General features: G+C 73.2%; 22 protein-coding genes and 2 pseudogenes. 12 read left to right on the top strand and 12 right to left on the bottom strand.

Annotated elements, in window-relative coordinates; all coding sequences use genetic code 11:
• Positions 1-3: 3 nt before the first annotated feature.
• Genes ACLGIH_RS30330 through ACLGIH_RS30315 form a run of 4 tightly spaced genes read right to left on the bottom strand, consistent with a single transcriptional unit; the run spans position 4 to position 4838 of the window.
• Positions 4-1122, bottom strand: a complete 1119-nt coding sequence (locus ACLGIH_RS30330; protein WP_416528470.1) for an XdhC family protein — start codon at positions 1120-1122, stop codon at positions 4-6.
• Positions 1115-3247: a xanthine dehydrogenase family protein molybdopterin-binding subunit gene (locus tag ACLGIH_RS30325; RefSeq protein ID WP_416528469.1), complete on the bottom strand. Its 2133-nt coding sequence runs from the start codon at positions 3245-3247 to the stop codon at positions 1115-1117. Before ACLGIH_RS30325 ends, ACLGIH_RS30330 begins: the two co-directional genes overlap by 8 nt.
• Positions 3244-4254 carry an FAD binding domain-containing protein gene (locus ACLGIH_RS30320; protein WP_416528468.1) on the bottom strand — a complete coding sequence of 337 codons (1011 nt, stop codon included), beginning with the start codon at positions 4252-4254 and terminating at the stop codon, positions 3244-3246. Before ACLGIH_RS30320 ends, ACLGIH_RS30325 begins: the two co-directional genes overlap by 4 nt.
• Positions 4251-4838 (bottom strand): 2Fe-2S iron-sulfur cluster-binding protein, encoded by a 588-nt coding sequence (locus ACLGIH_RS30315; protein ID WP_416528467.1) that lies wholly within the window; start codon positions 4836-4838, stop codon positions 4251-4253. The genes ACLGIH_RS30320 and ACLGIH_RS30315 overlap by 4 nt, the downstream gene beginning before the upstream one ends.
• Before the next feature lie 244 nt (positions 4839-5082).
• On the opposite strand from ACLGIH_RS30315, the gene ACLGIH_RS30310 reads away from it, so the two are divergent.
• The 4 genes from ACLGIH_RS30310 (at position 5083) to ACLGIH_RS30295 (ending at position 11678) form a co-directional block, all read left to right on the top strand.
• Positions 5083-5664: a TetR/AcrR family transcriptional regulator gene (locus ACLGIH_RS30310; RefSeq protein WP_473246761.1), complete on the top strand. Its 582-nt coding sequence runs from the start codon at positions 5083-5085 to the stop codon at positions 5662-5664.
• A gap of 275 nt (positions 5665-5939) precedes the next feature.
• Positions 5940-7367 (top strand): cytochrome P450, encoded by a 1428-nt coding sequence (locus ACLGIH_RS30305; protein ID WP_416528465.1) that lies wholly within the window; start codon positions 5940-5942, stop codon positions 7365-7367.
• A 54-nt stretch (positions 7368-7421) separates the two neighbouring features.
• Positions 7422-8531 carry a (-)-alpha-amorphene synthase gene (locus ACLGIH_RS30300; RefSeq protein ID WP_416528464.1) on the top strand — a complete coding sequence of 370 codons (1110 nt, stop codon included), beginning with the start codon at positions 7422-7424 and terminating at the stop codon, positions 8529-8531.
• A gap of 276 nt (positions 8532-8807) precedes the next feature.
• Positions 8808-11678, top strand: coding sequence for an ATP-binding protein (locus ACLGIH_RS30295; protein ID WP_416528463.1), 2871 nt, complete (start codon positions 8808-8810; stop codon positions 11676-11678).
• A 26-nt stretch (positions 11679-11704) separates the two neighbouring features.
• Here ACLGIH_RS30295 and ACLGIH_RS30290 read toward each other — a convergent pair whose 3' ends face one another.
• Positions 11705-12559: a response regulator gene (locus ACLGIH_RS30290; RefSeq protein WP_416528462.1), complete on the bottom strand. Its 855-nt coding sequence runs from the start codon at positions 12557-12559 to the stop codon at positions 11705-11707.
• Positions 12556-12804, bottom strand: a pseudogene (locus ACLGIH_RS30285) (ATP-binding protein); the annotation flags it as partial. The gene ACLGIH_RS30290 and the pseudogene ACLGIH_RS30285, both read right to left, overlap by 4 nt.
• A 155-nt stretch (positions 12805-12959) precedes the next feature.
• Here ACLGIH_RS30285 and ACLGIH_RS30280 point away from each other — a divergent pair.
• From ACLGIH_RS30280 to ACLGIH_RS30265, 4 genes are all read left to right on the top strand, one after another.
• On the top strand, positions 12960-13943 hold the full coding sequence (locus ACLGIH_RS30280) for a Bug family tripartite tricarboxylate transporter substrate binding protein (RefSeq protein WP_416528461.1): 984 nt from the start codon (positions 12960-12962) through the stop codon (positions 13941-13943).
• The gene (locus ACLGIH_RS30275; protein WP_416528460.1) at positions 13940-14476 is read left to right on the top strand and encodes a tripartite tricarboxylate transporter TctB family protein; all 537 of its coding nucleotides are present in this window, start codon (positions 13940-13942) and stop codon (positions 14474-14476) included. The genes ACLGIH_RS30280 and ACLGIH_RS30275 overlap by 4 nt, the downstream gene beginning before the upstream one ends.
• Before the next feature lies 1 nt (position 14477).
• On the top strand, positions 14478-15995 hold the full coding sequence (locus ACLGIH_RS30270) for a tripartite tricarboxylate transporter permease (RefSeq protein WP_416528459.1): 1518 nt from the start codon (positions 14478-14480) through the stop codon (positions 15993-15995).
• A 202-nt stretch (positions 15996-16197) separates the two neighbouring features.
• Complete coding sequence (locus ACLGIH_RS30265) at positions 16198-16620, top strand: DUF350 domain-containing protein (RefSeq protein WP_416528458.1); 423 nt, start codon at positions 16198-16200, stop codon at positions 16618-16620.
• A gap of 19 nt (positions 16621-16639) precedes the next feature.
• Here the strand turns inward: ACLGIH_RS30265 and ACLGIH_RS30260 are convergent, their stop codons facing one another.
• Positions 16640-18073: a WGR domain-containing protein gene (locus tag ACLGIH_RS30260; protein WP_416528457.1), complete on the bottom strand. Its 1434-nt coding sequence runs from the start codon at positions 18071-18073 to the stop codon at positions 16640-16642.
• A gap of 221 nt (positions 18074-18294) precedes the next feature.
• Here ACLGIH_RS30260 and ACLGIH_RS30255 point away from each other — a divergent pair, with 221 nt between their 5' ends.
• The gene (locus ACLGIH_RS30255; protein WP_416528456.1) at positions 18295-18600 is read left to right on the top strand and encodes a hypothetical protein; all 306 of its coding nucleotides are present in this window, start codon (positions 18295-18297) and stop codon (positions 18598-18600) included.
• 3 nt (positions 18601-18603) lie between these two features.
• Positions 18604-19053: a hypothetical protein gene (locus ACLGIH_RS30250; RefSeq protein WP_416528455.1), complete on the top strand. Its 450-nt coding sequence runs from the start codon at positions 18604-18606 to the stop codon at positions 19051-19053.
• A gap of 236 nt (positions 19054-19289) precedes the next feature.
• On the opposite strand, the gene ACLGIH_RS30245 is transcribed toward ACLGIH_RS30250, so the two are convergent.
• The 3 genes from ACLGIH_RS30245 to ACLGIH_RS30235 form a co-directional block, all read right to left on the bottom strand.
• Positions 19290-19910, bottom strand: a complete 621-nt coding sequence (locus tag ACLGIH_RS30245; protein WP_416528454.1) for a hypothetical protein — start codon at positions 19908-19910, stop codon at positions 19290-19292.
• Positions 19910-20410, bottom strand: a complete 501-nt coding sequence (locus tag ACLGIH_RS30240; protein ID WP_416528453.1) for a hypothetical protein — start codon at positions 20408-20410, stop codon at positions 19910-19912. Before ACLGIH_RS30240 ends, ACLGIH_RS30245 begins: the two co-directional genes overlap by 1 nt.
• Positions 20411-20604: 194 nt before the next feature.
• A complete protein-coding gene (locus tag ACLGIH_RS30235; protein ID WP_416528452.1) occupies positions 20605-21027 on the bottom strand; it encodes a YjbQ family protein in 423 nt (140 codons plus the stop codon).
• Between the two features lie 94 nt (positions 21028-21121).
• On the opposite strand from ACLGIH_RS30235, the pseudogene ACLGIH_RS30230 reads away from it, so the two are divergent.
• Positions 21122-22203 (top strand): annotated as a pseudogene (locus ACLGIH_RS30230) (NAD(P)-binding domain-containing protein).
• Positions 22204-22215: 12 nt separating this feature from the next.
• Here ACLGIH_RS30230 and mltG read toward each other — a convergent pair.
• Both mltG and ACLGIH_RS30220 read right to left on the bottom strand, forming a co-directional pair.
• Complete coding sequence (gene mltG, locus ACLGIH_RS30225; RefSeq protein WP_416528451.1) at positions 22216-23079, bottom strand: endolytic transglycosylase MltG; 864 nt, start codon at positions 23077-23079, stop codon at positions 22216-22218.
• A gap of 43 nt (positions 23080-23122) precedes the next feature.
• Positions 23123-24925 (bottom strand): ABC transporter ATP-binding protein, encoded by a 1803-nt coding sequence (locus tag ACLGIH_RS30220; RefSeq protein WP_416528450.1) that lies wholly within the window; start codon positions 24923-24925, stop codon positions 23123-23125.
• 143 nt (positions 24926-25068) lie between these two features.
• Between ACLGIH_RS30220 and ACLGIH_RS30215 the strand changes: the two genes are divergently transcribed.
• Positions 25069-25533, top strand: coding sequence for a MarR family winged helix-turn-helix transcriptional regulator (locus ACLGIH_RS30215; RefSeq protein ID WP_416528449.1), 465 nt, complete (start codon positions 25069-25071; stop codon positions 25531-25533).
• Positions 25534-25543 lie beyond the last annotated feature (10 nt).

The raw sequence follows: 25543 nt of genomic DNA, 5'->3' as shown, positions 1-25543 counted from the left end.
GGCTCAGGCGGCCGTTTCGGTCACCTCGCGGTGGATCGGCGTGTCCACCCCGCTCAGCGGCACGCCCGTGCCGCCGCGGCGGGCCGCGACGATCTCCGCCGCGATGGACAGGGCGGTCTCCTCGGGCGTACGGGCTCCCAGGTCCAGGCCGATCGGCGACCGCAGCCGGGACAGCTCCGGCTCGCCGAGGCCGGCGGCGCGCAGCCGGCGTTCGCGGTCGGCGTGGGTGCGGCGCGACCCCATGACGCCCACGTAGGCCACCGGCATCCGCAGCGCCTCCGTCAGCAGGGGCACGTCGAACTTGGCGTCGTGGGTGAGCACGCACAGCACGGTCCGCTCGTCGGTCGCGGTGCGCCGCAGGTAGCGGTGCGGCCAGTCGACGACGACCTCGTCGGCGTCGGGGAAGCGGGCCGGGGTGGCGAAGACCGGCCGGGCGTCGCAGACGGTGACGTGGTGGCCGAGGAAGCGGCCGGCGCGTACCAGCGCCGCGGCGAAGTCCACCGCCCCGAAGACGATCATGCGGGGCGGTGGCACGCGCGACTCGACGAGCAGCGTGAGACCGCCCGGGCAGTGTGAGCCGTCCTCGGTGATGCCGACGGTGCCGGTGCGGCCCGCGTCCAGCAGGGCGCGGGCCTCGGCCGCCGCCGCCCGGTCCAGCTCGGCGGAGCCGCCGAGTCCGCCCTGCCGGGTGCCGTCGGGGCGGACCAGCAGGGCCCGCCCCAGGAGGTGTGCGGGGCCGCGGACGACCCGGGCGAGGGCGGCGGTCCCGCCCCGGGCGGCCGCCGTCAGCGCCGCCCGGACCGCCGGGTCCGCACCGACCGGAGTGACGAGTACCTCGATGACTCCGCCGCAGGTCAGCCCGACCGCGAAGGCGTCCTCGTCGCTGTAGCCGAACCGTTCCAGGACCGGCGTGCCGTCCCTCAGGGCCTGCGTGCACAGGTCGTACACCGCGCCCTCGACGCAGCCGCCGGAGACCGAGCCGATCGCCGTGCCGTCCGTGTCGACGGCGAGGGCGGCGCCGGGGCCGCGCGGTGCGCTGCCGCCGACGGAGACGACGGTGGCGACCGCGAACCTGCGCCCCTCGGCGAGCCAGTCGCTCAGTTCACCGGCGAGGTCAAGCATCCGGGGCTCCCGCCGCGAGGACGCGGTCGGGCCGGATCGGCAGGTGCCGGTGGCGGTGTCCGGTCGCGTGCCAGACGGCGTTGGCGATCGCCGCCGCCGCGCCGACGATGCCGATCTCGCCGATGCCCTTGATGCCGACCGGGTCGTCCGGGTCGGGGTCCTCCACCCAGTCCGCCTCGATGTGCGGCACGTCGGCGTGCGTGGCGACGTGGTAGCCGGCGAGGTCGGCTCCGTAGTGGCCGCCCGTGGCCCGGTCGCGCACCGCCTCCTCGTGCAACGCCATGGAGATGCCCCAGGTCATGCCGCCGACGAGCTGGTTGCGGGCGGTGAGCGGATTGACGATCCGGCCGGCCGCGAAGACGCCGAGCATGCGGCGCACCCGCACCTCGCCGGTGGCGGGGTCGACGGCGACCTCGGCGAACTGCGCGCCGAAGGAGTGCCGTTCCCGCTGGGCGAGGGCGCCGACGGCCTCGGTGGTGTCCGCGCGCACGGTGATGCCCTCCGGCGGGATGTCCGCGCCCGGGCCGAGCCGCCCGCGCAGCTCCTCGGCGGCGGCGGTGACCGCCCACGACCAGGAGCGGGTGCCCATGGAGCCGCCGGCGATCATCGCGGGCCCGAAGGCGCTGTCGCCGATCCGCACCCGGACCCGGTCGGGGGCCACCCGAAGGGCGTCGGCGGCGACCAGGGTGAGGGCGGTACGGGCGCCGGTGCCGATGTCGGCGGCGGCGATCCGCACGGTGAAGGTGCCGTCGGGCTCCGCCGTCAGCAGCGCCGTGGAGGGGCCCGCGCCCGCCGGGAAGGACGCGGCGGCGGTACCGGTGCCGAGCAGCCAGCGGCCCTCCTCGCGGATGCCGGGGCGCGGGTCGCGGCCGGCCCAGCCGAACCGGCGGGCGCCCCGGCGGAAGCAGGCGGCGAGGTTGCGGCCGGCGAACGGCAGCCCGGACACCGGCCCGCGTTCGGTGTCGTTGCGCAGGCGCAGCTCGATCGGGTCGAGGCCGCACCGCTCGGCGAGTTCGTCGAGCGCCGACTCCAGCGCGAACGCGCCCGGTGCCTCGCCCGGCGCGCGCATCCAGGTCGGCGACGGCACGTCGAGGCGGACCACCTCGTTGGCCGTGCGGTGCGCGTCGGCGTCGTACATCACGCGGGCCGGAGCGGCGGCCGGCTCGACGAAGTCGTACACGGTCGAGGTCCGGTTCACCGAGCGGTGCTCCAGGGCGCGCAGCCGTCCGTCGGCGCCGGCGCCGAGCCTGATCCGCTGGGCGGTGGGGCTGCGGTGACCGGTGAGGGTGAACATCTGACGGCGGGTCAGCACGACGCGTACCGGGCGCTCGAGGGCGCGCGCGGCCATCGCGGCGGCCACCTGGTGGGCGCGGACGCCCTTGCTGCCGAAGCCGCCGCCGACGTGCTCGGAGCGCACCCGCACCGCCGAGGGGTCGAGCGCGAACAGGTTCGCCAGTTCGCCCTGGACCCAGGTGGCGCCCTGGTTGGAGTCGAGGACGTCGAGCCGGCCGTCCTCCCACCGCGCGGTCGCCGCGTGCGGCTCCATCATGGCGTGGTGCTCTTCGGGAGTGGTGTACTCCGCGTCCACGACGACGGTGGAGGCGGCGAGTTCGGCCTCCAGGTCGCCCTTCTCCGTGACGCCCGGCATGTGGCCGTCGGCGGGGCGGGCGTCGGGCCGGCCGGCGGTGAAGTCGACGTCGTGGGCTTCCTCGTCGTAGGTCACGGCGAGCGCCTCGGCGGCCTCGCGGGCCTGTTCGGGTGTCTCGGCGACGACCAGCGCGACGGGCCAGCCCGCGTGCGGCACCCGGTCGTGCTGGAAGACGGCGGCGGTCGGGTCGGGGACGCCGAGCATGCCGACGTAGTCGGTGGTCAGACGGGGGGCGTTGCCGTGGTGCAGGACGGCGAGCACGCCGGGCATCGCCAGGACGGGGGCGGTGTCGATCGCCCGGATCCGGCCGCGGGCCACGGCGGAGACGACCAGCCAGCCGTGGGCGAGGCCGGGGAACGGGAACTCCCCGGCGTAGCGGGCGGCTCCGGTGACCTTGTCGCGGCCCTCCACGCGGGTGTGCGCGGTGCCGACGGCTCCCTTCGCGGCCGTCCGGTCGGTGGTGGGGGCGGTGGTCATCGGGCGGCCTCCTCGGCGAGTTCGGTGAGCACGGCCACGACGAGGTTGCGCATGAGCGTCACCTTGTACGCGTTGCCGGGCAGCGGCCGGGCAGCGGCCAGTTCGGCGTCCGCGGCGGCGGCGAAGGTCTCGGCGTCGGCCGGGGCACCGGTCAGCAGCCGTTCGGCGGCGTGGGCCCGCCACGGGCGGGAGGCGACCGCGCCGAAGGCCAGCCGCACGTCCCGTACGACGCCTTCGTGGACGTCGAGCGCGGCGGCGACCGAGCCGATGGCGAACGCGTACGAGGCGCGCTCGCGCACCTTGCGGTAGCGGGAGCGGGCGGCTGTGGGCGACGGCGGCAGCGTGACGCCGGTGATCAGTGCGCCCGGCGGCAGCGCGGTCTCCAGGTGCGGGGTGTCGCCCACGGGGAGGTAGAGGCCGGCGAGCGGCACCTCTCCCCGGGTGGGGGCTCCCCCGGGTCCGTCCGCCGTCTGGTAGGACACGACGGCGTCGAATGCGGCCAGCGCCACGCCCATGTCCGAGGGGTGCACGGCCACACAGTGGTCGGAGGCGCCGAGGACGGCGTGGTTGTGGTGCTCGCCCTCGACGGCGGGGCAACCGCTGCCCGGGAGGCGCTTGTTGCAGGGCATGGTCACGTCGGTGAAGTAGCCGCAGCGGGTGCGCTGGAGCAGATTGCCGCCGACGGTGGCCATGTTGCGCAGTTGTCCGGAGGCGCCGGCCAGCACCGCCTGGGTCAGCGCCGGATAGCGGCGGCGGATGTCGGGGTGGGCGGCGAGATCGCTGTTGGTGACGGTGGCGCCGATGCGCACACCGCCCCCGGGCGCCGACTCGATGCGGTCCAGGGGCAGTTCCCGGACGTCGACGAGCCGGGCGGGCCGTTCGACGCCGGTCTTCATCAGGTCGACGAGGTTGGTGCCGCCGCCGAGGAAACGGGCGTCGGGGTCGGCGGCGAGCAGGGCCACCGCCTCGGGGACGTCGGCGGCGCGCCGGTAGCCGAACTCCTTCACGCCGTCGCCCCCTCGGCCTCTTCGGTGGTCCCTTCGGTGGCCGCTCCGGCCGCGTCGGCGGCGCGGGCCACGGCCTCGACGATGGCCACGTAGGCGCCGCAGCGGCACAGGTTGCCGCTCATCCGCTCCCGGATCTCCTCGGGGCCGAGCGGCGGCGGCCCGGCCTCGGGGCGCACGTCGTCGGTGGCGGCGCTCGGCCAGCCGGCCGCGTGTTCTTCGAGCACGGCGACGGCGGAGCAGATCTGGCCGGGTGTGCAGTATCCGCACTGGTATCCGTCGAGGTCGAGGAAGGCCTGCTGCACCGGGTGCAGCCGGTCGCCGTCGGCCATGCCCTCGATGGTGGTGATCTCGCGTCCTTCGGCCGCCACCGCCAGTTGCAGGCAGGCGACGGCCCGGCGTCCGTCGACCAGGACGGTGCAGGCGCCGCACTGCCCCTGGTCACAGCCCTTCTTGGTGCCGGTCAGATCGAGTCGCTCGCGCAGGGCGTCGAGCAGGGTGGTGCGGTGGTCCACGGACAGGGGGTACTTCTCGCCGTTGACGTTCAGAACGACGTGGCTGTGCGTCGACGAGGGAGCTGGGGCCATGATCAGCCTTCTTCTGCGTCAGGAGACGGAAACAGGAAAATGCGCTGGTACGTGGCGGAATGAGTCGGGATCGGGGAGCGACACGCCGATGATTGCCGCGGTCGGAGACCGTCGGCCTGCTCACAGCAGCGGCATCCGCCGCTATGGTGGAAACAACCGGACAACTGTCCGCTATGGAAAACGTAACGGACAGCTGTCCGGTTAGCAAGGTCGTCATTCGGCCATGGACTCGCCAGGAGGACGTGTGCGGCAGCCGAAGAGGGAGGTGCCGCTGCGCAGTGACGCGCAGCGCAACCGCGAGCGGATCCTCGCCGCGGCCCTCACCGAACTGACGCGCTGCGCGGACGTCCCGCTGAGCACCATCGCGAAGAAGGCGGGCGTCGGGCAGGGCACGTTCTACCGCAACTTCCCCAACCGCGAGGCGCTCGTCCTGGAGATCTACCGCCATGAGATGCGGCAGGTCGCCGACAGCGCCGCCGAGCTGCTCGCGGACCGGGAACCGGAGCAGGCGCTGCGCGCGTGGATGGACCGCCTCGCCCGGTTCTTCATGACCAAGGCCGGCATCGCGGATGCCATCCGCCAGGCCGTCAGCGCCCCGGGCGGCCCGGGCAGACCCGCCAACACCCCCGTGATGGACGCCGCCGAACTGCTGCTGCGCGCCAACGAGGAGGCGGGCACCATCCGTCCCGGCGTGAGCGCCGACGACTTCCTGCTCGCCATCGCCGGACTGTGGCAGCTCGACCCGCGCGGTGACTGGCAGGAGCGCGCCGGCCGGCTGCTGGACCTCGTCATGGACGGGTTGCGGGCGGGGGCGCCCGGGCGGTGAGCGCCGCTCCGGCGGCTGAGCGGTGTCGCGCAAGGCCGTGGTCACGCAGGCCGGAGCGGCGTTCGGCGACACCCTTCGGCCCCTGATCCCCGGACCGCGTGGACGACCTGGTCACGCGGGTGCCGCCCGCACGCCTGTGCGTGCACCCGTGCGCCCCGCGGAATGGGGATGCCGGACGGCGACGGGGAGTTGGACCGGGCAGAACAATGACTCGAGCAGCGGGCCGGTGCATCCCACCGGCTCCGTCCGTGTGCCGGCCGAAGAGGTGGTGGTCCATGAGTGAGGCCCTGTCCGAACCCGTCTGGACGTCAGGCACAGCCCCTGGCATATTCCCGTTCGCCGGTCACGCTATCGCACTGTTCCGTCGTCCGCTGGACTTTCTGGATTCCCTGCCCGCCCACGGCGACCTGGTCGAGATCCGTCTGGGCCCCCGGCGCGCCTGGGTGGCCTGCGACCCGCGGCTGGTCCACCGAATACTCATGGACCCGCGCACCTTCGACAAAGGGGGGCCGCTGTACGACCGGCTCCGCACGCTGATGGGCGACGGCCTGGTCACCTGCCGCCAGGACGACCACCGGCGGCAGCGCCGGCTGCTCCAGCCCGCGTTCCGGGCCTCCCACCTGGCCGGCTACACGCGGGTCATGGCCGAGGAGGCGGAGGCGGTGTGCCGCGGCTGGCGGGCCGGACAGCGGATCGACGTCCCGGCGGCGATGCTGGCGCTGACGACGGGGGTGACCAGCCGGCTGCTCTTCTCCGACTCCCTGGACGCCGGCAGGGCCGGCACCGTGCGGGAGTGCCTCGCCGCGGTCGTCCAGGGCCTGTTCGTCCGTACGGTCGTGCCGGTCGACGCCCTGTTCCGGCTGCCGACGCCCGGCAACCGCCGCTGGCACCGGGCGATCGCGCGGCTGCACGCACTGGTCGACGCGATCGTCGCCGAGCGCGGGCACGGTGCGCCCCGCGACGACCTGCTGGGGACGCTCCTGGCGGCGGCCCACGCCGGGGGCCCCGACGCGCCCTCCGGGCGCGAGGTCCGCGACCAGCTCGTCACGCTCCTGCTCACGGGTGTCGAGAGCACCGCGATGTGCCTGGCGTCCGCATTCGGCCTCCTGGCCGACCATCCCGAGGCGGAGCGCCGGCTGCACGAGGAGGTGGACGCGGTCCTCGCCGACCGGGCCGTGCCCGGCCACGAGGAGCTGACCCGACTCGTGTACACCCGCTGCGTCGTCACGGAGACACTGCGGTTGCGGCCGCCGGGGTGGCTGTTCACCCGGATCACCACGCGCGAGACGGAGCTGGCCGGGCGCCGGCTGCCCCGGGGCGCGACCGTGCTGTACAGCCCCTACCTCCTGCACCACCGCGCCGCGTCGTTCCCCGAGCCCGAACGGTTCCGTCCCGAGCGGTGGCTGCCGCAGACGGGGGGCGCGACGGCGGGCGGCACGGCGGCGGGAGGCGCGCCGGACGGCGCGATGCTGCCGTTCGCGGCGGGCAGCCGCAAGTGCATCGGCGACGCGTTCGCCATGGCGGAGGCCGTGGCGGCGATGGCCTCCGTCGCCCACCGCTGGCGGCTGCGCACGGTGTCCGGCCCGGTCGGCCGGCCGCGTCCCGCGGCGACGCTGGGCCCGCGGTCCCTGGTGCTGGTCTGCGAGCCGCGGACCCGGCGGCCGGCGGGCAGCACGGCCGGTGAGCCGTCCACAGCGTCCTGAGCGGCACAACGCCCCCGACAACCGGACTCCCCCGATTGGCAGGTGACAGCGCAGGTGACGAAGACGCCCGCGACGTACGAGGTCCTGACCTACGAAGCCCCTCCGGCCGCCACCGCCGAAGTCCCTCCGGCCACCCTCGCCCAGGTCCCTCCGGCCACCCTCGCCGAGGTCCCTCCGGGTGCCCCGGCCGGGAGCCTCAAGGAGCTGATCGAGGCCACCCTCTACATGCCGTTCCCGTTCCGCGCCAATCCCCATGGACGCCGGGCCGCGGCAGGCGTCGACGCCTGGCTGGCGCGCTGGGGGCTGACCGACGACCCGGCGGTCGCCGACATGATCGTCCGCACCCGCCCGGCCGAGCTGGCCGCCTACAACGGCCCGGCCATGGACGCCGAGCTGCTCCAGCTCGTGGCCGACCAGATCGCCTACCAGTTCGTCTTCGACGACCGGGCGGAGGAGATCGGCCGGGACGGACCGGATCGGCTGCTTCCCCTGCTGTGCGAGAGCATCGGCATCCTGCGCGACGACCAGCCCCCCGGCACACCGCTCGGGGCGGCCCTGGCCGACCTCTACGGCCGGGTCCAGCAGCGGTGCACCCCGGCACAGGCGGCGCGCTGGGCGTGGCACAGCCGGGAGTACGTGCACGGGCTGCTGTACGAGGCGGTGGCCCAGAGCCGTTCCGTTCCCGTCCGGATCGGCGTGTGCACGTCGATACGGGCGCTGATCGCGGGCGTCGAGCCGTTCTACCCGCTGTGCGAGGCGGCGCAGTCCCGGGAGCTGGCCCCCGAGGAACTGCACCACCCCGTCATGCGCCGGCTGGCGCGACTGTCGGCCGACGCCGCCGTGTGGATACCCGACCTGTTCTCCGCGGTGAAGGAGCACCGTACGGGCGGGCTGATCAATCTCGCCCTCGCCTACCAGCGCGCACACCGCTGCTCCCTGCCCCGGGCCGCCACACTGGCCATCGGACGGATCAACGCGGCCATCGCCGAGTTCGAGCGGCTGTACCGGAGCATCGAACCGGAGCTGAGCCCGGCAGGCGTGGGCTATGTGGACGGCATGGCGGGCTGGATCCGCGGCTGCTACTACTGGTCGCGCACCGTGCCGCGCTATGCGGACGCGGCCGCGGTGCCCGTGGTGACCCGGCCGGACCGGCCGGCGCGCTGACCGGGAGGGGCCGGGCCGCCGCGGCAGGGGGCATGCCAGGCTCCGCAGCCGATTGCGCGTGCGCCGACCGGGCACCCATTCGGAAGACGCTACCCGAGCCGAGGGTCGCTCAACCCACGATCGCGGCCGGTTCACCCGTTCTCGCCCTTGTCGTCTCAGGATCCGGGCAGCCGGCCCCGGGCGGGGTTACGCTCGGCGCTGTTCTCCGAGGGCCGACGACAGGAAGCAGCACGGCACATGGCGAATGGGCTGCGGAAACCGGGCACCGGGCGTCGGATGTTACTGGAGCGCCGCAGTGAACTGGAGGCGCTCGACGAGGCGTTGTCCGTCCTGTGCGACACGGAGGGCGGAGCGCGGCACGCGCGACGGGGCGGGCTGCTGGTCTTCACCGGGTCGGCCGGGATGGGCAAGACGACCCTGCTGGCGGAGGCCCGCGTCCGGGCGGCGGCACGTGGGTGCACGGTCCTGTCCGGCACGGGCGGCGAGAACGAGCAGGAGCTGGCGTTCCGGGTGGTGCGCCAGCTCTTTCAGCCCTCCCTGGCGGCGATGGACGAGCCCGAGCGCCGGGCCTTCCTCGGCAGCTGGTACGACATCGTCGCCACCGCGCTCGGCCTGGAGGCGGCGTCCGCGGCCCGGGCTCCGGACCCCACCGGGGTGCGCGACGGCCTGGACTGGGTCATGACGCAGCTGTCGGTGCGGCGGGCGCCCGTCGTGCTGCTGCTGGACGACCTGCACTGGGCCGACGTCGAATCCCTGGGCTGGCTCGCCTCCTTCGCCCCGCGGACCGAGGACCTGCCGCTGCTGATCGTCGCCTCCTACCGGCCCGACGAACTGCCACCGGGCGCGGACGCGTTCCGCTCGCTCGTCGTCCGCCAGGGTGAGCGTCCCTTCGTCCTGGACCCGCTCTCCGCGGACGGCGTGGCGCGGATCGTCCGGGAGGAGCTGGGCGAGACCGCCGAGGACGAGTTCTGCGCCGAGTGCTGGACGGTGACCGGCGGCAGCCCCTTCGAGACCGTCGAACTCGCCATCCGGCTGGGCGAGGAACGGCTGCGCGGCACCCTGGACGAGTTGCCGAGGATGCGCAGTCTCGCCTCGGCGGTCAAGGGGCCGGGGCTGCTCGACCGGCTGCACCGGCTCGGCACGTCCACGGTCCGTTTCGCCTGGGCCGCCGCCGTGCTGGGCACGTCCGTCGCACCGGGCCTGGCGGCCGCCATCGCGGTGGTCGGCAGCGAGGAGGCCGCGGAGGCGACCGAGCGGCTGCGCGCGGCCCGGATCCTGGCGGACTCGCCCGGGCCCGGCGGCGGACTGGAGTTCGTGCATCCGCTGATCGCCACGACGGTGTACCGGGCGATCCCGCCGAGCCTGCGGGTCGGCCTGCACAACGCCGCCGCGGAGGCCGTCCGGGCCGCCGGGCTCGGCCCCACCGCCGCCGCCCGGCATCTGCTGGAGGTCCCGTGCGAGGGACGGCCCGCGGCGGTCACCTGCCTGCGGGAGGCCGCCCGCGAGTACCTGCGGGCCGGCGCTCCCGAGGCCGCCCGGCGGGTGCTGTCCCGGGCCCTCCAGGAACCGCCGCCGCCGGAGGACCGGGCCGCGCTGCTCCACGAACTGGCCCGGGCCACCTTCCTGATGGACCCCGCGGCCACCGTCAGCCATCTGCGCGAGGCCCTGGCGGAACCGGACGTCGACCCCGGCCTGCGCGCCTCCATCGTCTACCGGCTCGCCCAGGCGCTGGCCCACACCGACCAGGTGGCCCAGGCCGCGGCGGTGGCCGCCGAGGAGGCCCGGCAGAACCCGAATCCGCGCATCCGGCTGCGCATGCGGGCCGATCACTTCGTGTGGAGCGCGTTCCGCACCGACGAGCCCGACTCTCCCGCCCGTTCCCGCCGGCTGGCCCGGCTGGCCGCACGGCTGCCCGGCCGCGGCCTGGAGGAGCGCTACGTCCTCGGGCTGCGCGCCTGGGACGCCCTGCTGCGCGGCGAGCCACGGCGCATCGCGCTCGCCCACGCCGAGGAAGCCCTGCGCGGCGGACTGAGCTGGACCGACGACAACCGCGGCTTCGAGGTACCGGTGTCGGTCGCCCTGGTGTTCATGTACGCCGACCAGCCGGGGCGGGCCGAGGAACTGTTCACCGCGGGCATGGCCGAGTGCGAGGAGAAGGGCTGGCGCGGCTCGCATCTGGCGCTGGGCAACGCGCTCTTCGGCTACATCCGCTACCGGAGGGGCTGCCTGGCCGAGGCCGAGGTGCTGGCCCGGGAGGGGCTGCGGATCGCCGAACGGGTGGAGGGAGCGGTGCCCGCCCAGTGGTTCGCCGTGGGCATCCTCGTCCAGACGCTGCTGGCCCGCGGCCGGACCGCCGCCGCACGCCGGCTCGCGGACACCTACCGGTACGGCGAGGTCGTCCCCAACGCCGTCATCTACCCCGACCCTCGCACCGTCCACGCCGAGCTGCTGCTGGCCGAGGGGCGGCACCGGGCGGCCGAGCGGCTGCTCACCCAGGTCGGCGACCGGCTCGACGAGCGCGGCTGGCGCAACCCCGCGTGGTGCCCCTGGCAGCTGCGTCTGGCCTCTGCCCTGGCCCCCACCGACCCCGGCCGGGCGGTGCGGCTGGCCCGGGACGCGGTCGCGCGGGCCCGGGACTTCGGCGCCGCCTCCGTGATCGGCCAGGCCCTGCACGCGGAGGCCGAGGCGACCGGCGGGGCGGCCGCGCTGGACCGGTACGCGGAGGCGGTCGCGGAGCTGGAGCGGTCCCCCGCGTCGTACGAACTGGCCCGCGCGCTGGTGGGGCACGGCGCCGCCCTGTCCCGAGGCGGCCGGCTGCCCGAGGCCGCCGACCGGCTCTACCAGGGGCTGGAACGGGCCGTGCACTGCGGTGCCGAAGGGCTGGCCGCCCGGGCCCGGGCGGAGCTGTCCGCGGCCGGGCTCCGGCCGCTGCCGCTGCGGTACGGGCAGACGGACGCGCTGACCGCGCGCGAACGCAAGGCCGCCGACCTGACGGCCCAGGGGGAGCCGGTGGCCGTGGTCGCCAAGGAACTGCGGCTCACCGAACAGGGCGTACGGCAGCTGCTGTCCTCGGTCTACCGCAAGCTCGGCACCGACCGGGCGGGCCTGGCCCGGGCGCTGGGTGCCTTCCCGCGGCCCCGGCGCTGACGGGGCGCGCGGGCGTACCCGCCCCGTCACCCCTGGGCACGTGCCTCGCCGCCGGCCGGCAGCCCCGTGGGGCCGGCCGCCGGGTCGCGGTGGCGGTAGCGGCGCTCGGGGCGGCCGGCGACCCCGTAGCGCAGGGAGACCTCGGCGCTGCCGACGGTGTGGAAGTACTCCAGGTAGCGTCGGGCGCTGACCCGGGAGACACCGGTCAGGGCCGCGCACTCGCTGGCGGACAGGGTGCCGTCGGCGGCGCGCAGGGTGCGCCCGATCAGTTCGGCGGTCTCCACGCTCATGCCCTTGGGCAGCGCCGGGGCCGCCGCGGGCGCCGCCGCTCCGGCCAGGACTCGGTCCACATCCGCCTGGCTGCGCACGACCGTGTCCCGCAGGCGTCCGCGCCGGGCGGCGTAGCGCTCCAGGCGGCCCCGCAGGTCCCCGAACTCGAACGGCTTGAGGAGGTAGTCGACGACGCCGTGCCGTACGGCGTCGCGGACGGCGTCCGCCTCCCTGGCCGCGCTGATGACCATCACGTCGCAGTCGTGGCCGGCGCTGCGCAGCCGGGGGATGACGTCGAGTCCGAACAGGTCCGGCAGGTACAGGTCGAGCAGGACCAGGTCGGGGCGGAGTTCGTCGACGGCGGTGACCGCCTGCTCGCCGGTGCCGGCGACGCCGACGACGCGGAAGGGCTCGACGCGCTCGACGAAGGCGCGGTGCACGCGAGCCACCATGAAGTCGTCGTCGACCACGAGGACGTCGATCGTCCGGGCGAGGCCGGGCAGACGGGCCGCGCCCGGCGCTCGGTCCGTTCGCCGGGGCCCGGGGGCGTCGCCGGTTCCGCGGGTGTCACGCCGGTCACGCGTACCGGGCGTACCACGCGTCCCATTCATCGTGCTGCTCCTTCCGCCACCGCGTCGGCGAGGTGGCTGACGGTCGTGCGTGCGGTGGACGTCGCCCCGTCCGGGGCGCCGGTCACCGAGATCTCACCGCCGTGACGTTCGCAGACCGGCCGGGTGAGCGCCAGACCGGTGCCGGGCTCGTCCTGCCGGGCGGCCCCGGTGGCGGAGCCGTGTGCGCAGTCCTCGCGGGCCGGTTCGGGTGCCGGGCCGGGCCCGGAGTCGCGGACGACGGTCTCCCCCGGCGGTCCGGTGACCGCAATGACCACAACCTCCGTTGGTTCCGCAAGGAAGACACGCCGTCCGGGCGCGGGCACCATGTGGCCGACGTCACGCCCCTCACCCCCCCCAGGGCTTCCCGTACCGATCGACGCAACGACAGGTGGTGGCATTCGTGCGCCTGCGTACTCCCCTCGCCCTGCTAGGGGCCGCCCTCCTCGTGCTGGTCGGGCCGCCGCTGCTGAAGACCGGCGACGGCGCCGACACCGGCACCCGGATACCGGGCCTGCGCTTCATGGTCCCCAACACCCCCGGCGGCGGTTACGACATCACCGCCCGCACGGCCGCGAAGAACGCCGAGGACGCCGGACTCACCCACGGCATCGAGGTGTTCAACCTGCCCGGCGCCGGCGGCACCGTCGGCCTGAGCCAGCTGGTGAGCGAGCACGGCAACGGCAGGCTCGCGATGTCCATGGGCCTGGGCGTGGTGGGTGCCGTCCGCTCCAACCACGCGCCCAGGACGCTCGCCGACACCACGCCGATCGCCCGGCTCACCGAGGAGCAGGATGTCGTCGTGGTCGCCGAGGACTCCCCGTTCCGGACCATCGACGAGCTGATCGCCGCCTGGAAGAAGGACCCGGGCAAGCTGCCGGTGGGCGGCGGTTCGTCGCCCGGCGGGCCCGACCATCTCGCGCCGATGCTGATGGCGCAGGCCGCCGGGATCAAGCCGAAGCAGGTCAACTACATCCCGTTCGACGGCGGTGGTGAGCTGCTCGCCTCGATCCTCGGCAACAAGGTCGGCTTCGGCGTCTCCGGCGTCGGCGAGTACCTGGACCAGATCGAGGCGGGCGAGCTGCGGGTGCTGGCGGTGACCGGCCCGGAGCGGGTGGAGGGGCTCGACGCGCCCACGCTCGTGGAGTCCGGCTACGACGTGGACTTCACCAACTGGCGCGGCATCGTCGCTCCGCCCGGCCTCACCGACGCCGAGCGCGACAAGCTGACCCGCCTGTTCGAGAAGCTGCACGACTCGCCGGAGTGGCGCGCGTCGATGGAGAGGAACGGCTGGGACGACGCCTTCCTCGGCGGCGAGGAGTTCGGCGCGTTCCTGGAGGCGCAGGACAGGCGCGTGGTGTCGGTGCTGAAGGAGCTGGGACTGTGACGACACGGACCGACCTGCCCGCCGCCGGGGCGTCCGAGAAGCGCTCGTGGCTGCGGGAGCACTCCGAACTGGGCGTGTGCGTCCTGCTGCTGGCCCTCGGTGTGCTGGTCCTGACCGACGCGCTCACCATGGACGTGGACATCACCCAGCGCGGGCCCGTGGGCCCCCGCACGGTGCCGGTCGTCGTCGGTGCCGGGCTGCTCGTCGTGGCCGCCCTGCTCGCGGTGGACGTGCTGCGCGGCGGCCGGGGCGAGGCCGAGGGCGGTGAGGACGTCGACCTGTCCGAGCCCGCCGACTGGCGCACGGTCCTGCTGCTCGCCGGGGTGTTCCTCGGTGCCGCCGTGCTGATCGAGCCGCTCGGCTTCCCCGTCGCCGGTGCGCTGCTGTTCTGGGGCGCCGCCTTCGCGCTCGGCAGCCGCCGCCTCGACCGCGATCCGCTGATCGCCGCGGTGCTCTCCCTCGTCACCTACCTCGTCTTCGACCACTTGCTCGGAGTTCCGCTGCCCGGCGGTCCGCTGATGGGAGTGCTGTGACATGGACACCCTCGACTCCCTGCTGAACGGCTTCGAGACCGCGCTGACCCCGCTCAACCTGCTGTGGGCGGCCCTCGGTGTACTGCTGGGCACGGCGATCGGCGTGCTGCCGGGCATCGGTCCCGCGATGGCGGTGGCGCTGCTGCTGCCGGTGACCTACGGACTGGACCCGGTCGCCGCGTTCATCATGTTCGCCGGCATCTACTACGGCGCCATGTTCGGCGGCTCGACGACCTCCATCCTGCTCAACACCCCCGGCGAGAGCGCCGCCGTCGTGGCGGCGATGGAGGGCAACCCGATGGCCAAGTCGGGGCGCGGCGCGCAGGCGCTCGCCGCCGCGGCCATCGGCCACTTCGCGGGCGGCATGGTCGGCACGATCCTGCTGGTGGCGCTCGCCCCGACGGTCGCCGGCCTGGCCGTGGACATCGGCGCGCCGGACTACTTCGCCATCATGGTGCTGGCGTTCATCGCGGTGACCTCCGTGCTGGGCTCGTCGCGGATCAGGGGCATGGCCTCCCTGCTGATCGGCCTCACGATCGGCCTGGTGGGCCTGGACCGGATGACCGGGCAGCAGCGGCTGACCTTCGGCTCGCTGCAACTGGCCGACGGCATCGACGTGGTGATCGTCGCGGTCGGTCTGTTCGCGATCGGCGAGGCGCTGTGGGTGGCGGCCCATCTGCGGCGCAGCCCTGAGGGCCCGATCCCGGTGGGCCGCCCGTGGCTCGGCCGGGGCGATGTGCGCCGGACCTGGAAGTCGTGGCTGCGCGGCCCGTTCATCGGCTTCCCGTTCGGTGCCATCCCGGCGGGCGGAGCGGAGATCCCCACCTTCCTGTCGTACGTCACGGAGAAGCGCCTGTCGAAGCACAAGGACGACTGGGGCAAGGGCGCCATCGAGGGCGTGGCCAGCCCGGAGTCGGCGGCGTCGGCCTCGGCGGCGGGCACGCTGGTGTCCATGCTGACCCTGGGCCTGCCGACGACGGCGGTCGCGGCCGTGATGCTGGCCGCCTTCCAGCAGTACGGCATCCAGCCCGGTCCGCTCCTCTTCGAGCGCGAGCCCGAGCTGGTGTGGGGTCTGATCGCCTCCCTCTTCGTCGGCATGGTGCTGCTGCTGGCGCTGAACCTGCCGCTGGCGCCGCTGTGGGCACGGCTGCTGCGCATTCCGCGGCCCTACCTGTACGCGGGCATCCTGTTCTTCGCGGCCGTCGGCGCCTACGCGGTCGGCGGTGAGGTCGTCGACCTGGTGACGCTGCTGGTCATCGGTCTGGTCGGGTTCGGTATGCGCCGCTACGGACTGCCGGTGCTGCCCGCCGTCATCGGCGTCATCCTCGGCCCGGCCGCCGAGCAGCAGTTGCGGCGCGCGCTCCAGATCAGCGACGGCAGCGTCAAGGGCCTGGTCGACACACCGTTCTCCGTGACGGTGTACGCGGTGATCGTGCTGCTGCTGGCCTGGCCGCTGCTGAAGCGGCTCGTGGTCCGCGGGCGCGGCCCGGACCGGCCGGGGTCCGGTGCGGCGGCCTGACCGGAGTCCGGTGCGGCGGCCGGGCCGGAGGCCGTGGTGACGGCCCGAGCGAGGCCGGTGAGCGAGGGGGGGCGGGTGCCCCCGTCCCCCTCGTGCGAGGCCTGGCTCCGCCGGTCAGTTGGCCGAACATGTGCGCTACATTTTGCAGCGCCTTGACCACGATCACCACGATCTCCTTCAACGACACGGAGCCGGCAGCCCCATGAGCGACATCGTCAACGGACTCGGCAGGACCACCGCGTACGGCGCCCTCGGCCTGGTTCTGCTGGTCCTCGGCATCGTCCTGGTCGACATCCTGTTGCCCGGAAGGCTCGGCCGGCAGATCTGGGAGGAGCGCAACCGCAACGCCGCCGTGGTACTCAGCTCCGCGCTGCTCGGCGTCGGCGGCATCGTGTTCACCTCGATCTGGACGACGTACGACGACTTCGGCAAGGGCCTGGTGTCCACCGCGGTGTTCGGGCTGCTGGGCCTGGTGATGATGGCCGTGGCGTTCCTGGTGCTGGACCTGATCACGCCGGGGCGGCTGGGCGCGACGCTGGTCGAACAGGAGCCGCACCCCGCGGTGTGGGTGACGGCGTCCTGCAACCTCGCGGTGTCGGCCGTCATGTGCGCCTCCATCGCCTGACCCGGGGCGGGCCCTTCCGCTACCGGAGCCGCCGGATGTCGCCGCGGACCCGGTAGAAGCCACCCGACGCCGGGTGCAGGGCGTCGACGACGTACCGTGCGCCCGGCTCCCGTATCGCCCGCGGGAACTGGACGTTCCACAACCGGTCGTAGCCCTCGGTCACCACGTGCACCCGCGTCCGGCCACCCTCCTGCACGCACTCGACGACCACCGACCCCGTGGGGACCGCGGCGACGGTCGCCACGGCGGCGGCCGCCGTGGCGGGCGCGTAGGTGGGCAGCGTGGCGGCGAGCTTGACGTCGCGGGCGACCGGCACCGAGCCCTGCTGGGCGGCCGTGACCGCGGCCTCGCTCGCGTCCACGCACACCAGGGAGCCGTCCGTGGTGACCAGGTAGAGCCGCTCGTCGCGGTACTGCATGGACAGCGCGGACCCACCGCCCGTGCCGAGCTTCCACAGCCGCGTGCCGTCCCGGTCGAAGCAGTACACCGAGGAGGCCGCGTCCCCCGCGAAGACGTACCGGCCGCCGGGTGAGGTGGCGCACGAGTACGCCGCGCTGTCGCAGCGGTACGTCGCCTCCAGGGCACCGGTCGCCTTGGAGAGCCGGTGGACGACCTGGTGGGCCGTCCCGGCGTACACCGCGTCGTCCTCCTGCCAGCCGAAGAGGACGCCGCCCTGGGTGCGGGTGTGCCACAACTCGGTGCCGCCGTCCGGGGCGTGGGCCGTCACACCGCGCGAGTGACCGTGGTACACGGCGCGGTCGTCGGCGCGCACCATCCAGGCGTGCTCACCGCGTCCGCCGCGCGCCCACTGGTGCTCGTCCTCGTGGTCGATGACGGTGAGCCGTCCGGCGCGGTCCGCGACGTTCAGCACGCCCTCGTGGATGTCGAGCCAGAAGATGTCGACGTCGGCGGCGATGTCGTAGGCGGCGAAGGGCAGTTTGGACGACAGGTCGTAGACCCGTCCGTCGTCGCAGCCCGCGTAGATCCAGAAGTCGTCGGCGACCAGGCACTTGACGCCGTCCGGCAGGTGGTAGCGGGCGAGGACCTCGCCGCCGTGCGCCAGCGTGAAGACGTCACCCGCCTGGTTGCCCACCCAGCAGTGCTCGTCGTCGATGTGGATGCCGAACGCGGAGGAGCCGGTGCGGAACCGCCACAGCACCGGGGCCACCGCGCGGGCCGTGGACGGTGCCGAGGTCACCTGGCGCCGCGTGACCGCGCGGGGCGCGCGCTGTCCCCGGACCGCCGGGGCGTACCCCTTGCGCACCTTCTCGCCGATCTTCCTGGCTGCGGCGGCCTGGGCCTTCTCGGCGGTCGGGAACGTCGACGTCTGGGTCTGCCCGGCGGCGCCGATGCGCCTGTAGCGCACGGACACGACCTGTCCCTCGACGGTGACTTCGTAGAACTTGTGCGCACCCCCGCCGTCCTGCGACAGCTCCAGATATGTCGTCGTCATCGCAGACCTCTCCCCCAGGCCGAGCCCCGCGGCGTGTTTCCGCGGGTTCCACTGCCTCGAACACTAGGGGCCACCACTGACAATCAATCCGCCCGCGGCGCGGGGTCCGCGCGACGTTGGGGTCCGCCGGCGTCCGTCGAGACAACCCAGACCAACCGGACAACGCGCCGCACCGAGCCAATTCGCCGGCGTGCAGGGGCTCGGACGCTGACGAGGCACGGTTGGTCGACGTCATCGCGCGCGACACTCGCGCGGAGCTCGACTCCGCTGTCGCCGAGACGACGAGCCTCCTCGTCTCGCTGAGGCGGGAACTACGAATCATCGCCGAGCTCTCCGGTCGCGACACGCTGCCACTACCTGGGAAGCGGAGGGACTCGAAAGCAGCCCGCGAAATCTCCGCCCGTTTTCTGGAGGCCATCGAGCCCCTTGCCGACGCTCTTCATCCGCCAGCCCCTCCGCTCGAGGCTCCAGGCGTCGTCTGCGCACCCGTATCGCTGGACCTCGAGCCGTACCTTCGTATCCTGTGATGGTTGCTTGAGGGCGGTGAGACCCTGCGTGTCCTCGGCTTCCCCGACGAGTTCCATGCCTTCGGTCCGATTTCTGCGATCCTCGGCGGAGCGAAGGAGAAGGTGGCGGCGGCGATGGACAAGGCTGTGGCGAAGACACTGGTCGCCGTCACGGACCGCCGCGTCATCACGGCCAGGGCGAGTGCATTCCTTGAGCGAGGCGAGGTCCGTCGGGACATCCCGATCGACCAAGTGCGATACGTCCGGGCAGCGACTGCACAGGACGAAGGCGCGCGCTTGGCAGTCGACCTCATCACGCGCGACGAGAGCATCCGGTGGCTCTTCCGCGCTGAGATCGACAACACCGAAGTGGACGCGCTCGCCGCCGTGCTCGCCGAGTCGATGACCATCCCGGACGTTGAACGCGAGGAGCTTCGACGGCGGCGCCACGCCGCCATCGAGGCGGGCCGCTGATCACCGCAGCCCTTTTCATGTGCGCGCACTGGGTGCCACACCCGTGCCGTACCGTGCCGCTCATCACCGCTGACCTTTGCCTGTGGGGCAGGCCGACCTCTTCAGCGAGGTGTGCGCGGGCCCACTGATCACGGTGGCGGACCTGACCACGGCGGGCATCCTTCCCGTGCCCACCGAGGTGACCAGGGCGTTGAAGGCGCTATCGGACGCGGCCGGTTTCAGGCAGCGGGACGAAGTCACTGCGGTGTCCCCTCCGGTTCATCAGCCGCACACGGGTGGATGTACCCGCCCTCGTCGAACGGTGTGAACCACGCCTTCAACACCATGGGCGCGACTCCGACAGCCGCCCCGACGGCGCTGTCGTCAATCCCGTCCATGGAATCGTCGTAGAGCCACTCGTGGTCCATGTCCTCGTAGACGTTGTCAGCGAAAGTGTCGAGCGCAGCCGAGACACCGTCGTTGAGCATTCCGAATGTCTCCAGGGCCACGTTCGTCGCATTCAGCAGCAGCCTCAGGGCGAGTTCCTCGGCGACACAGCTCAACCGCTGGAAGCTGCCGTCCGTGAAGCGGGTGGTCATCGCGATCACCGTCACGAGGAAGCGGCGGGCGAAACGGGCGTCGTACTGGAGTGCGTATCGCTGGGGAAGGTCCTCGAAGTGCCACAAGACCCCGTCGCATTGGGCGGCGTCGGTGTCCTCCTCCGTCAGGGTCTGCACGTCCTGGAACAGCTGGTCCACCAAGGTGTCCGTCGTGTACACCAATGCGCCGGCAGCGAGTTTGGCGTCCTCCGGCGAGACGGCGAACTCGCCGTGCCCGTCTTCTTCCTCGTCGTCTGCGTCGTCGAGGACGCCGAACATCACGGGAGGGAAGGAGCGCAGCTCGCCTGCCAGTGCCAGCATCCGACCGCGTACTGTCTCGGTCCTCGCTTCGGCGTCGTAGCTCTCTTTGTCGTCCTCGGCTGTGTGACGCTCGGTATGCCGGGCCTTACGGTCGGCCGGGTCATCGGGCGGGGCGTCAGGGCCGTCGGCGGCCTCGAGACTCTCCTGAGCTCCGGGTGGAGTTCGACCTCGCATCGCTCGATCTGCCAGTGCGCCAGCAGCTCGGACCGTTCCAGCAGTTCGCCCACGACCGATCGCACCGCCTCCTCGGCGAATTCCAGGGCCGGCGCATCCACGAACACTTTCAGCAGCGCTCCACCCGGGTAGACGGCCACGATGCTGTCGAGGAGATCGGCTTCCATGCCGTCGGGACCCTCGATGGCATGGACCGAGTCGAAACCGTCCTCGATGAGCGCCACGGCGCCGGCGCGCTGGAGCGGGTCCATCTCCGGAGTGTCGTCCGGGATGTGTGCGTCCACGGTCACTACGTATGTCACGTGTCCGATCCTGGCAGGGAAGTCCCAGGCGACGGAGAAGAATCCGCGCGATCAGGGCCACCATGCCCGGAGCATGAAGAGGGATCGACGGCCACGAGGGAGACGAGCCGCTGCCCGTCCGCCTCCTCAGACTCGGCCAGAGGGTGCGGCGGCACGGCGCCCGGGAGCGATCGTGGTCAGCCGAGGAACGACAGCCGGACCTGGCGGTTCTCGTTGTCGACGTTGGTGTCCACCAGGCACACCGACTGCCAGGTCCCCGTCTCCAGCCGGCCGCCGACCACGGGCAGGGTGGCGTGCGGGGGCACGAAGGCGGGCAGGACGTGGTCGCGGCCGTGGCCGGGGTGGCCGTGGCGGTGCTGCCAGCGGTCGTCGGCGGGCAGCAGGCTGTGCAGGGCGGCCAGCAGGTCGTCGTCGCTGCCGGCGCCCGTCTCGATGATCGCGATCCCGGCGGTGGCGTGCGGGACGAAGACGTTGAGGAGCCCGTCGCGGCCGGCCGCCGCCTCCCGCAGGAAGGACTCGCAGTCGCCGGTGATGTCGACGACCCTCTCCGTGGAGCCGGTGGCGAGGTTGAGGACCCGGGTGGTGAAGGCATCTGACATGGTTCCCATCCTGACGCACGGGGCGGGCCGGGGCACGAAGGGACCACCGCCGGGGGCCGGGAAGATCCGTCATCGGCCCACTGTTGGTAGACACGTGAACAACACACACGAGGTCGAGGTCGTCGTCGTGGGCGCGGGTCAGGCGGGGCTGTCCAGCGCCTATCACCTGCGCCGCGCCGGTTTCGAGCCGGAGCGCGACTTCGTGGTGCTCGACCACTCCCCCGGCCCGGGCGGCGCCTGGCAGTTCCGCTGGCCGTCGCTGACGTACGGCAGGGTGAACGGGATGCACGCCCTGCCGGGCATGGAGCTGACCGGCGCCGATCCGGACCGGCCGTCGGCGGATGTCGTCTCCGAGTACTTCGCCGCGTACGAGCGCGCCTTCGGCCTGCGGGTACGACGGCCCGTCGACGTCCGTGCGGTGCGCGAGGGCGACGGTGGGCGGCTGCGTGTCGAGACATCGGCCGGGGTCTGGTCGACCCGGGCGCTGATCAACGCGACCGGAACCTGGGACCGGCCCTTCTGGCCCTGCTACCCGGGGCAGGAGACCTTCCGGGGCCGACAGCTGCACACGGCGCAGTACGCCGGTCCCGAGGAGTTCGCCGGGCAGCGGGTGGTCGTGGTCGGCGGGGGCGCCTCGGGCACCCAGCACCTGCTGGAGATCGCTCCGCACGCCGCTGCCACCACCTGGGTGACGCGGGGCGCCCGCCCGTCTTCCGGGAGGGGCCCTTCGACGAGGACGCGGGCCGGGCGGCGGTGGCGCTCGTGGAGCAGCGGGTGCGGCGGGGGCTGCCGCCGACGAGCGTGGTGTCGGTGACGGGGCTGCCGCTCAACGACGCGATCCGGGCGGGCATCGACTCCGGTGTCCTGGACCGCCGGCCCGTGTTCGACCGGATCACGCCCGACGGCGTCGCGTGGGCGGACGGGCGGCGGGTGGCCGCCGACGTCATTCTGTGGGCGACCGGGTTCCGGGCCGCTGTCGACCATCTGGCGCCGTTGCGCCTGCGTGAGCCGGGCGGCGGCATCCGCGTCGACGGCACGCGCGCGGTCGCCGATCCGCGGGTCCACCTCGTGGGCTACGGGCCGTCGGCCAGCACCATCGGCGCGAACCGGGCGGGGCGCGCGGCCGTGCGGGACATCAAGCGGCTGCCGGCCATGACGGAACGGGCCGCCGCGTGATGCCCCGCCGGGTCAGCCGGCCGCCTTGGGCGCGGCCTTGCGCTGGTTCTCGTTGAACTCCGCGACGTTGCGCTGGTGCTCCTTGTAGTCGGCGGTGAAGCGGGTGTCGCCCGGCTTGACCGTGACGAAGTAGAGCCAGTCCCCCGGCGTCGGGTTGATGGCGGCGCGCATCGCCTCCTCGCCCGGATTGTCGATCGGCGTGGGCGGCAGTCCCATGCGCTGGTACGAGTTGTAGGGGCTGTCGATCTTCGTGTCCTTGACGGTCGTCGTCAGCGTGGAGCGGTTCAGCGCGTAGTTGATGGTGGAGTCCATCTGCAACGGCATACCGCGTTCCAGCCGGTTGAAGACGACTCGGGCCACCTTGCCCATGTCGGCCTCGGTGGCCGCCTCGGCCTGGACGATGCTGGCGATCGTGACGGCCTGGTAGACGTTCATGGCGTTGCGCTGGGCGCCGGCGGCGACCGGGGCCCCGTGGAACTTCTCGTTGGCCTTGTCGACCATGGCCGACAGCAGCTGCTCCGGAGTGGCCCGCTTCCCCTTCTCCTCCAGGGGGTACGTCGCCGGGAAGAGGTAGCCCTCGGGGTTGCCCTCCGCGTCGTTCGGCAGCTTCAGACGCGCCTTGGGGAGGGACTTCTTGGTGGTGCCGGGCGGCAGTTCGAGTGCCTTGTCGACGGCCTGGTAGACCTGCGTCGCGCGCCAGCCCTCGGGAATCACCAGCGAGGTGGGACGGGAGTCCTCCTCCCCGCCCATGGTCAGCAGCGGCACCGCCACGGCGGTGCCGGCCACGACGGCTCCGGTCGCGATCAGGGCGATACGGCCCCGGCGCGTCAGTCGAATCGTGCTCCTCGTGCTCCGTGGCGGAGTGTTCATCTGCATGCGGGCACGGTAACCCGCATATCGTCACAAACCTGGCATATCGTCATTTTGTCGGCTCCAGTCGGGCGTCGCGCCGGACCAGGGCGGCGTAGCGCCCGTCCCGCTCCAGCAACTCCTCGTGGGTGCCGCGTTCGGCCACGCGACCGGAGTCGAGGACCACGATCTGGTCGGCGGCCCGGACCGTGGACAGGCGGTGGGCGATGGTCAGCGTGGTGCGGTTGACGGACAGCGCCTCGACGGCCCGCTGCACGGCGGCCTCGGTGCGGGTGTCCAGCGCGCTGGTGGCCTCGTCGAGGATCAGGACGGGCGGGTCGCGCAGGATGGTGCGCGCGATGGCCAGGCGCTGCTTCTCGCCACCGGAGAAGCGGTGGCCGCGCTCGCCGACGACCGTGTCGTAACCGTCGGGGAGGGACGCGATGTGGTCGTGGATCTGGGCCGCCTTCGCCGCCTCGACCAGTTCCCCGTCGGTGGCGTCCGGCTTGGCGAAGCGCAGGTTGTCGGCGACGGAGGCGTGGAAGAGGTACGTCTCCTGCGAGACGACGCCCACCGCGCGCGCGAGGGTGTCGAAGTCCAGGTCGCGCACGTCGACCCCGTCCAGGGTGACCCGGCCTCCGGTCACGTCGTAGAGCCGGGGCACCAGGTGGCCGAGGGTGGACTTGCCGGCGCCGGTCGGGCCGACGACGGCCAGGCTGCCGCCCGCGGGGACGGTGATGTCGATGCCGTCGAGGACGGCCCCGCCCTTGCCGTCGTAGCGGAATTCGACGTTCTCGAAGCGGACCTCGCCCTTGATGCGGTCGAGACGGACGGGGTTCTCGCGCTCGGTGATGTCGATCGGCAGGTCCAGGTACTCGAAGATGCGCTGGAACAGCGCGAGCGAGGTCTGGATCTGGACACCGGTGGACAGCAGGCTGACGGTCGGCCGGAACAGGCCCTGCTGGAGCGAGACGAAGGCGACGATCGTGCCGATGGAGACGCCGGGGCCGCCGAGCTGGAGAGCCAGGCCCGCGGTCCAGTAGATGACGGCGGGCATGGCGGCCATGACGATCGTGATGACGGCCATGCGCCAGCGGCCCGCCATGTTGGCCTTCACTTCCAGGTCCACCAGGCCCTCGGACTCCTCCGCGAAGGCGCGGGTGAGCGAGTCGGAGCGGCCCATGGTCCGGCCGAGCAGGATGCCGCTGACGGAGAGCGACTCGGTCACCGTGGCGGCCATGACGGCCATCTGCTTCTGGCGCCGGGTGGTGATCTTCTTGCGCTCGTTGCCGACGCGGCGGCTGATCCACACGAACACCGGCAGCAGCAGGAGCGTGACCACGGTCAGGCGCCAGTCGAGGACGACCATGGCGGCGATCGTGGCGACCACGCTGGTGAGGTTGGAGACCAGGGAGGTGGCGGTGGAGGTGACGGTGGCCTGCATACCGCCGATGTCGTTGGCGATGCGGGACTGGACCTCGCCGGTGCGGGTGCGGGTGAAGAAGGCGAGCGACATGCGCTGCAGACGGCCGTAGACCGCGGTGCGCAGGTCGTGCATGACGCGCTGGCCGACCGTCGTGGAGATCAGCGTCTGCAGCACGCCGAAGACGCTGGTGAGCACGGCGCCGAGGATCATGCCGAGGGCGAGCAGGCTGAGCAGGCCGGTGCGCCCCTCGGGGATCGCGACGTCCAGGATCTCCTTCAGCAGGAAGGGCGTGGCGACCGACACCAGCGACGAGGCGCCGACCAGCAGTCCGACGACGGCGAGCCGGCCCCGGTAGGGACGGAAGAGCTTCAGGATGCGACGCACCTGCCGGGGCTGCTCCTTCGCGCCGGCGGGCGGGCTCCAGGCGGGTTCGTGATCGGGGTGCATGGGCTCCTACGAGGGGCGACATGTCGACAGGGAGGCAGGCGCAGCCTTGCGGCGGGCGGCGTCCGCGCCGAGCGAGGACCTTACGGATCGTAGCTCATTGTTACCTATACTCACAATGAACGTCGTCCTGATACTGTTCCGGCATGACCGCCTCCGACCACGACGGCCTGCTCGCCGAGCAGTTGCTGCGGCTCACCCGCCGTGTGCACCGCATCCAGAAGCACCATCTGGAGCGGCGCGGCCTGGGCGTCACACCGGCCCAGTCCCGGCTGCTGCGCACGCTCGCCCACTACGGCTCGCCGCCGCGCATGGCCGATCTGGCCGCGCGCCTGGAGGTGGTGCCCCGTGCGGTGACGACGCTGGTGGACGGGCTGGAGGCGGCCGGGAAGGTGCGACGGGTGCCGGACCCGGCCAACCGCCGGGTGATCCGGATCGAGTTGACCGACGACGGGCTCGCGACCCTGCGGGAGCTGCACGCCGCGCGACGGTCGGCGGCGGAGGAGATCCTCGCCCCGCTGACGGACGAACAGCGGGGCACGCTGGGCGGACTGCTGGACACGCTGGTCGACGGGGACGCCGTGGCGCACGGCCGGCCTGCGGGACCGTAGTCCGGCCCTG

The sequence above is a fragment of the Streptomyces hamibioticus genome, assembly GCF_047946815.1.
GTDB lineage: Bacteria > Actinomycetota > Actinomycetes > Streptomycetales > Streptomycetaceae > Streptomyces.
This window is presented reverse-complemented; position numbering and strand designations above follow the sequence as displayed.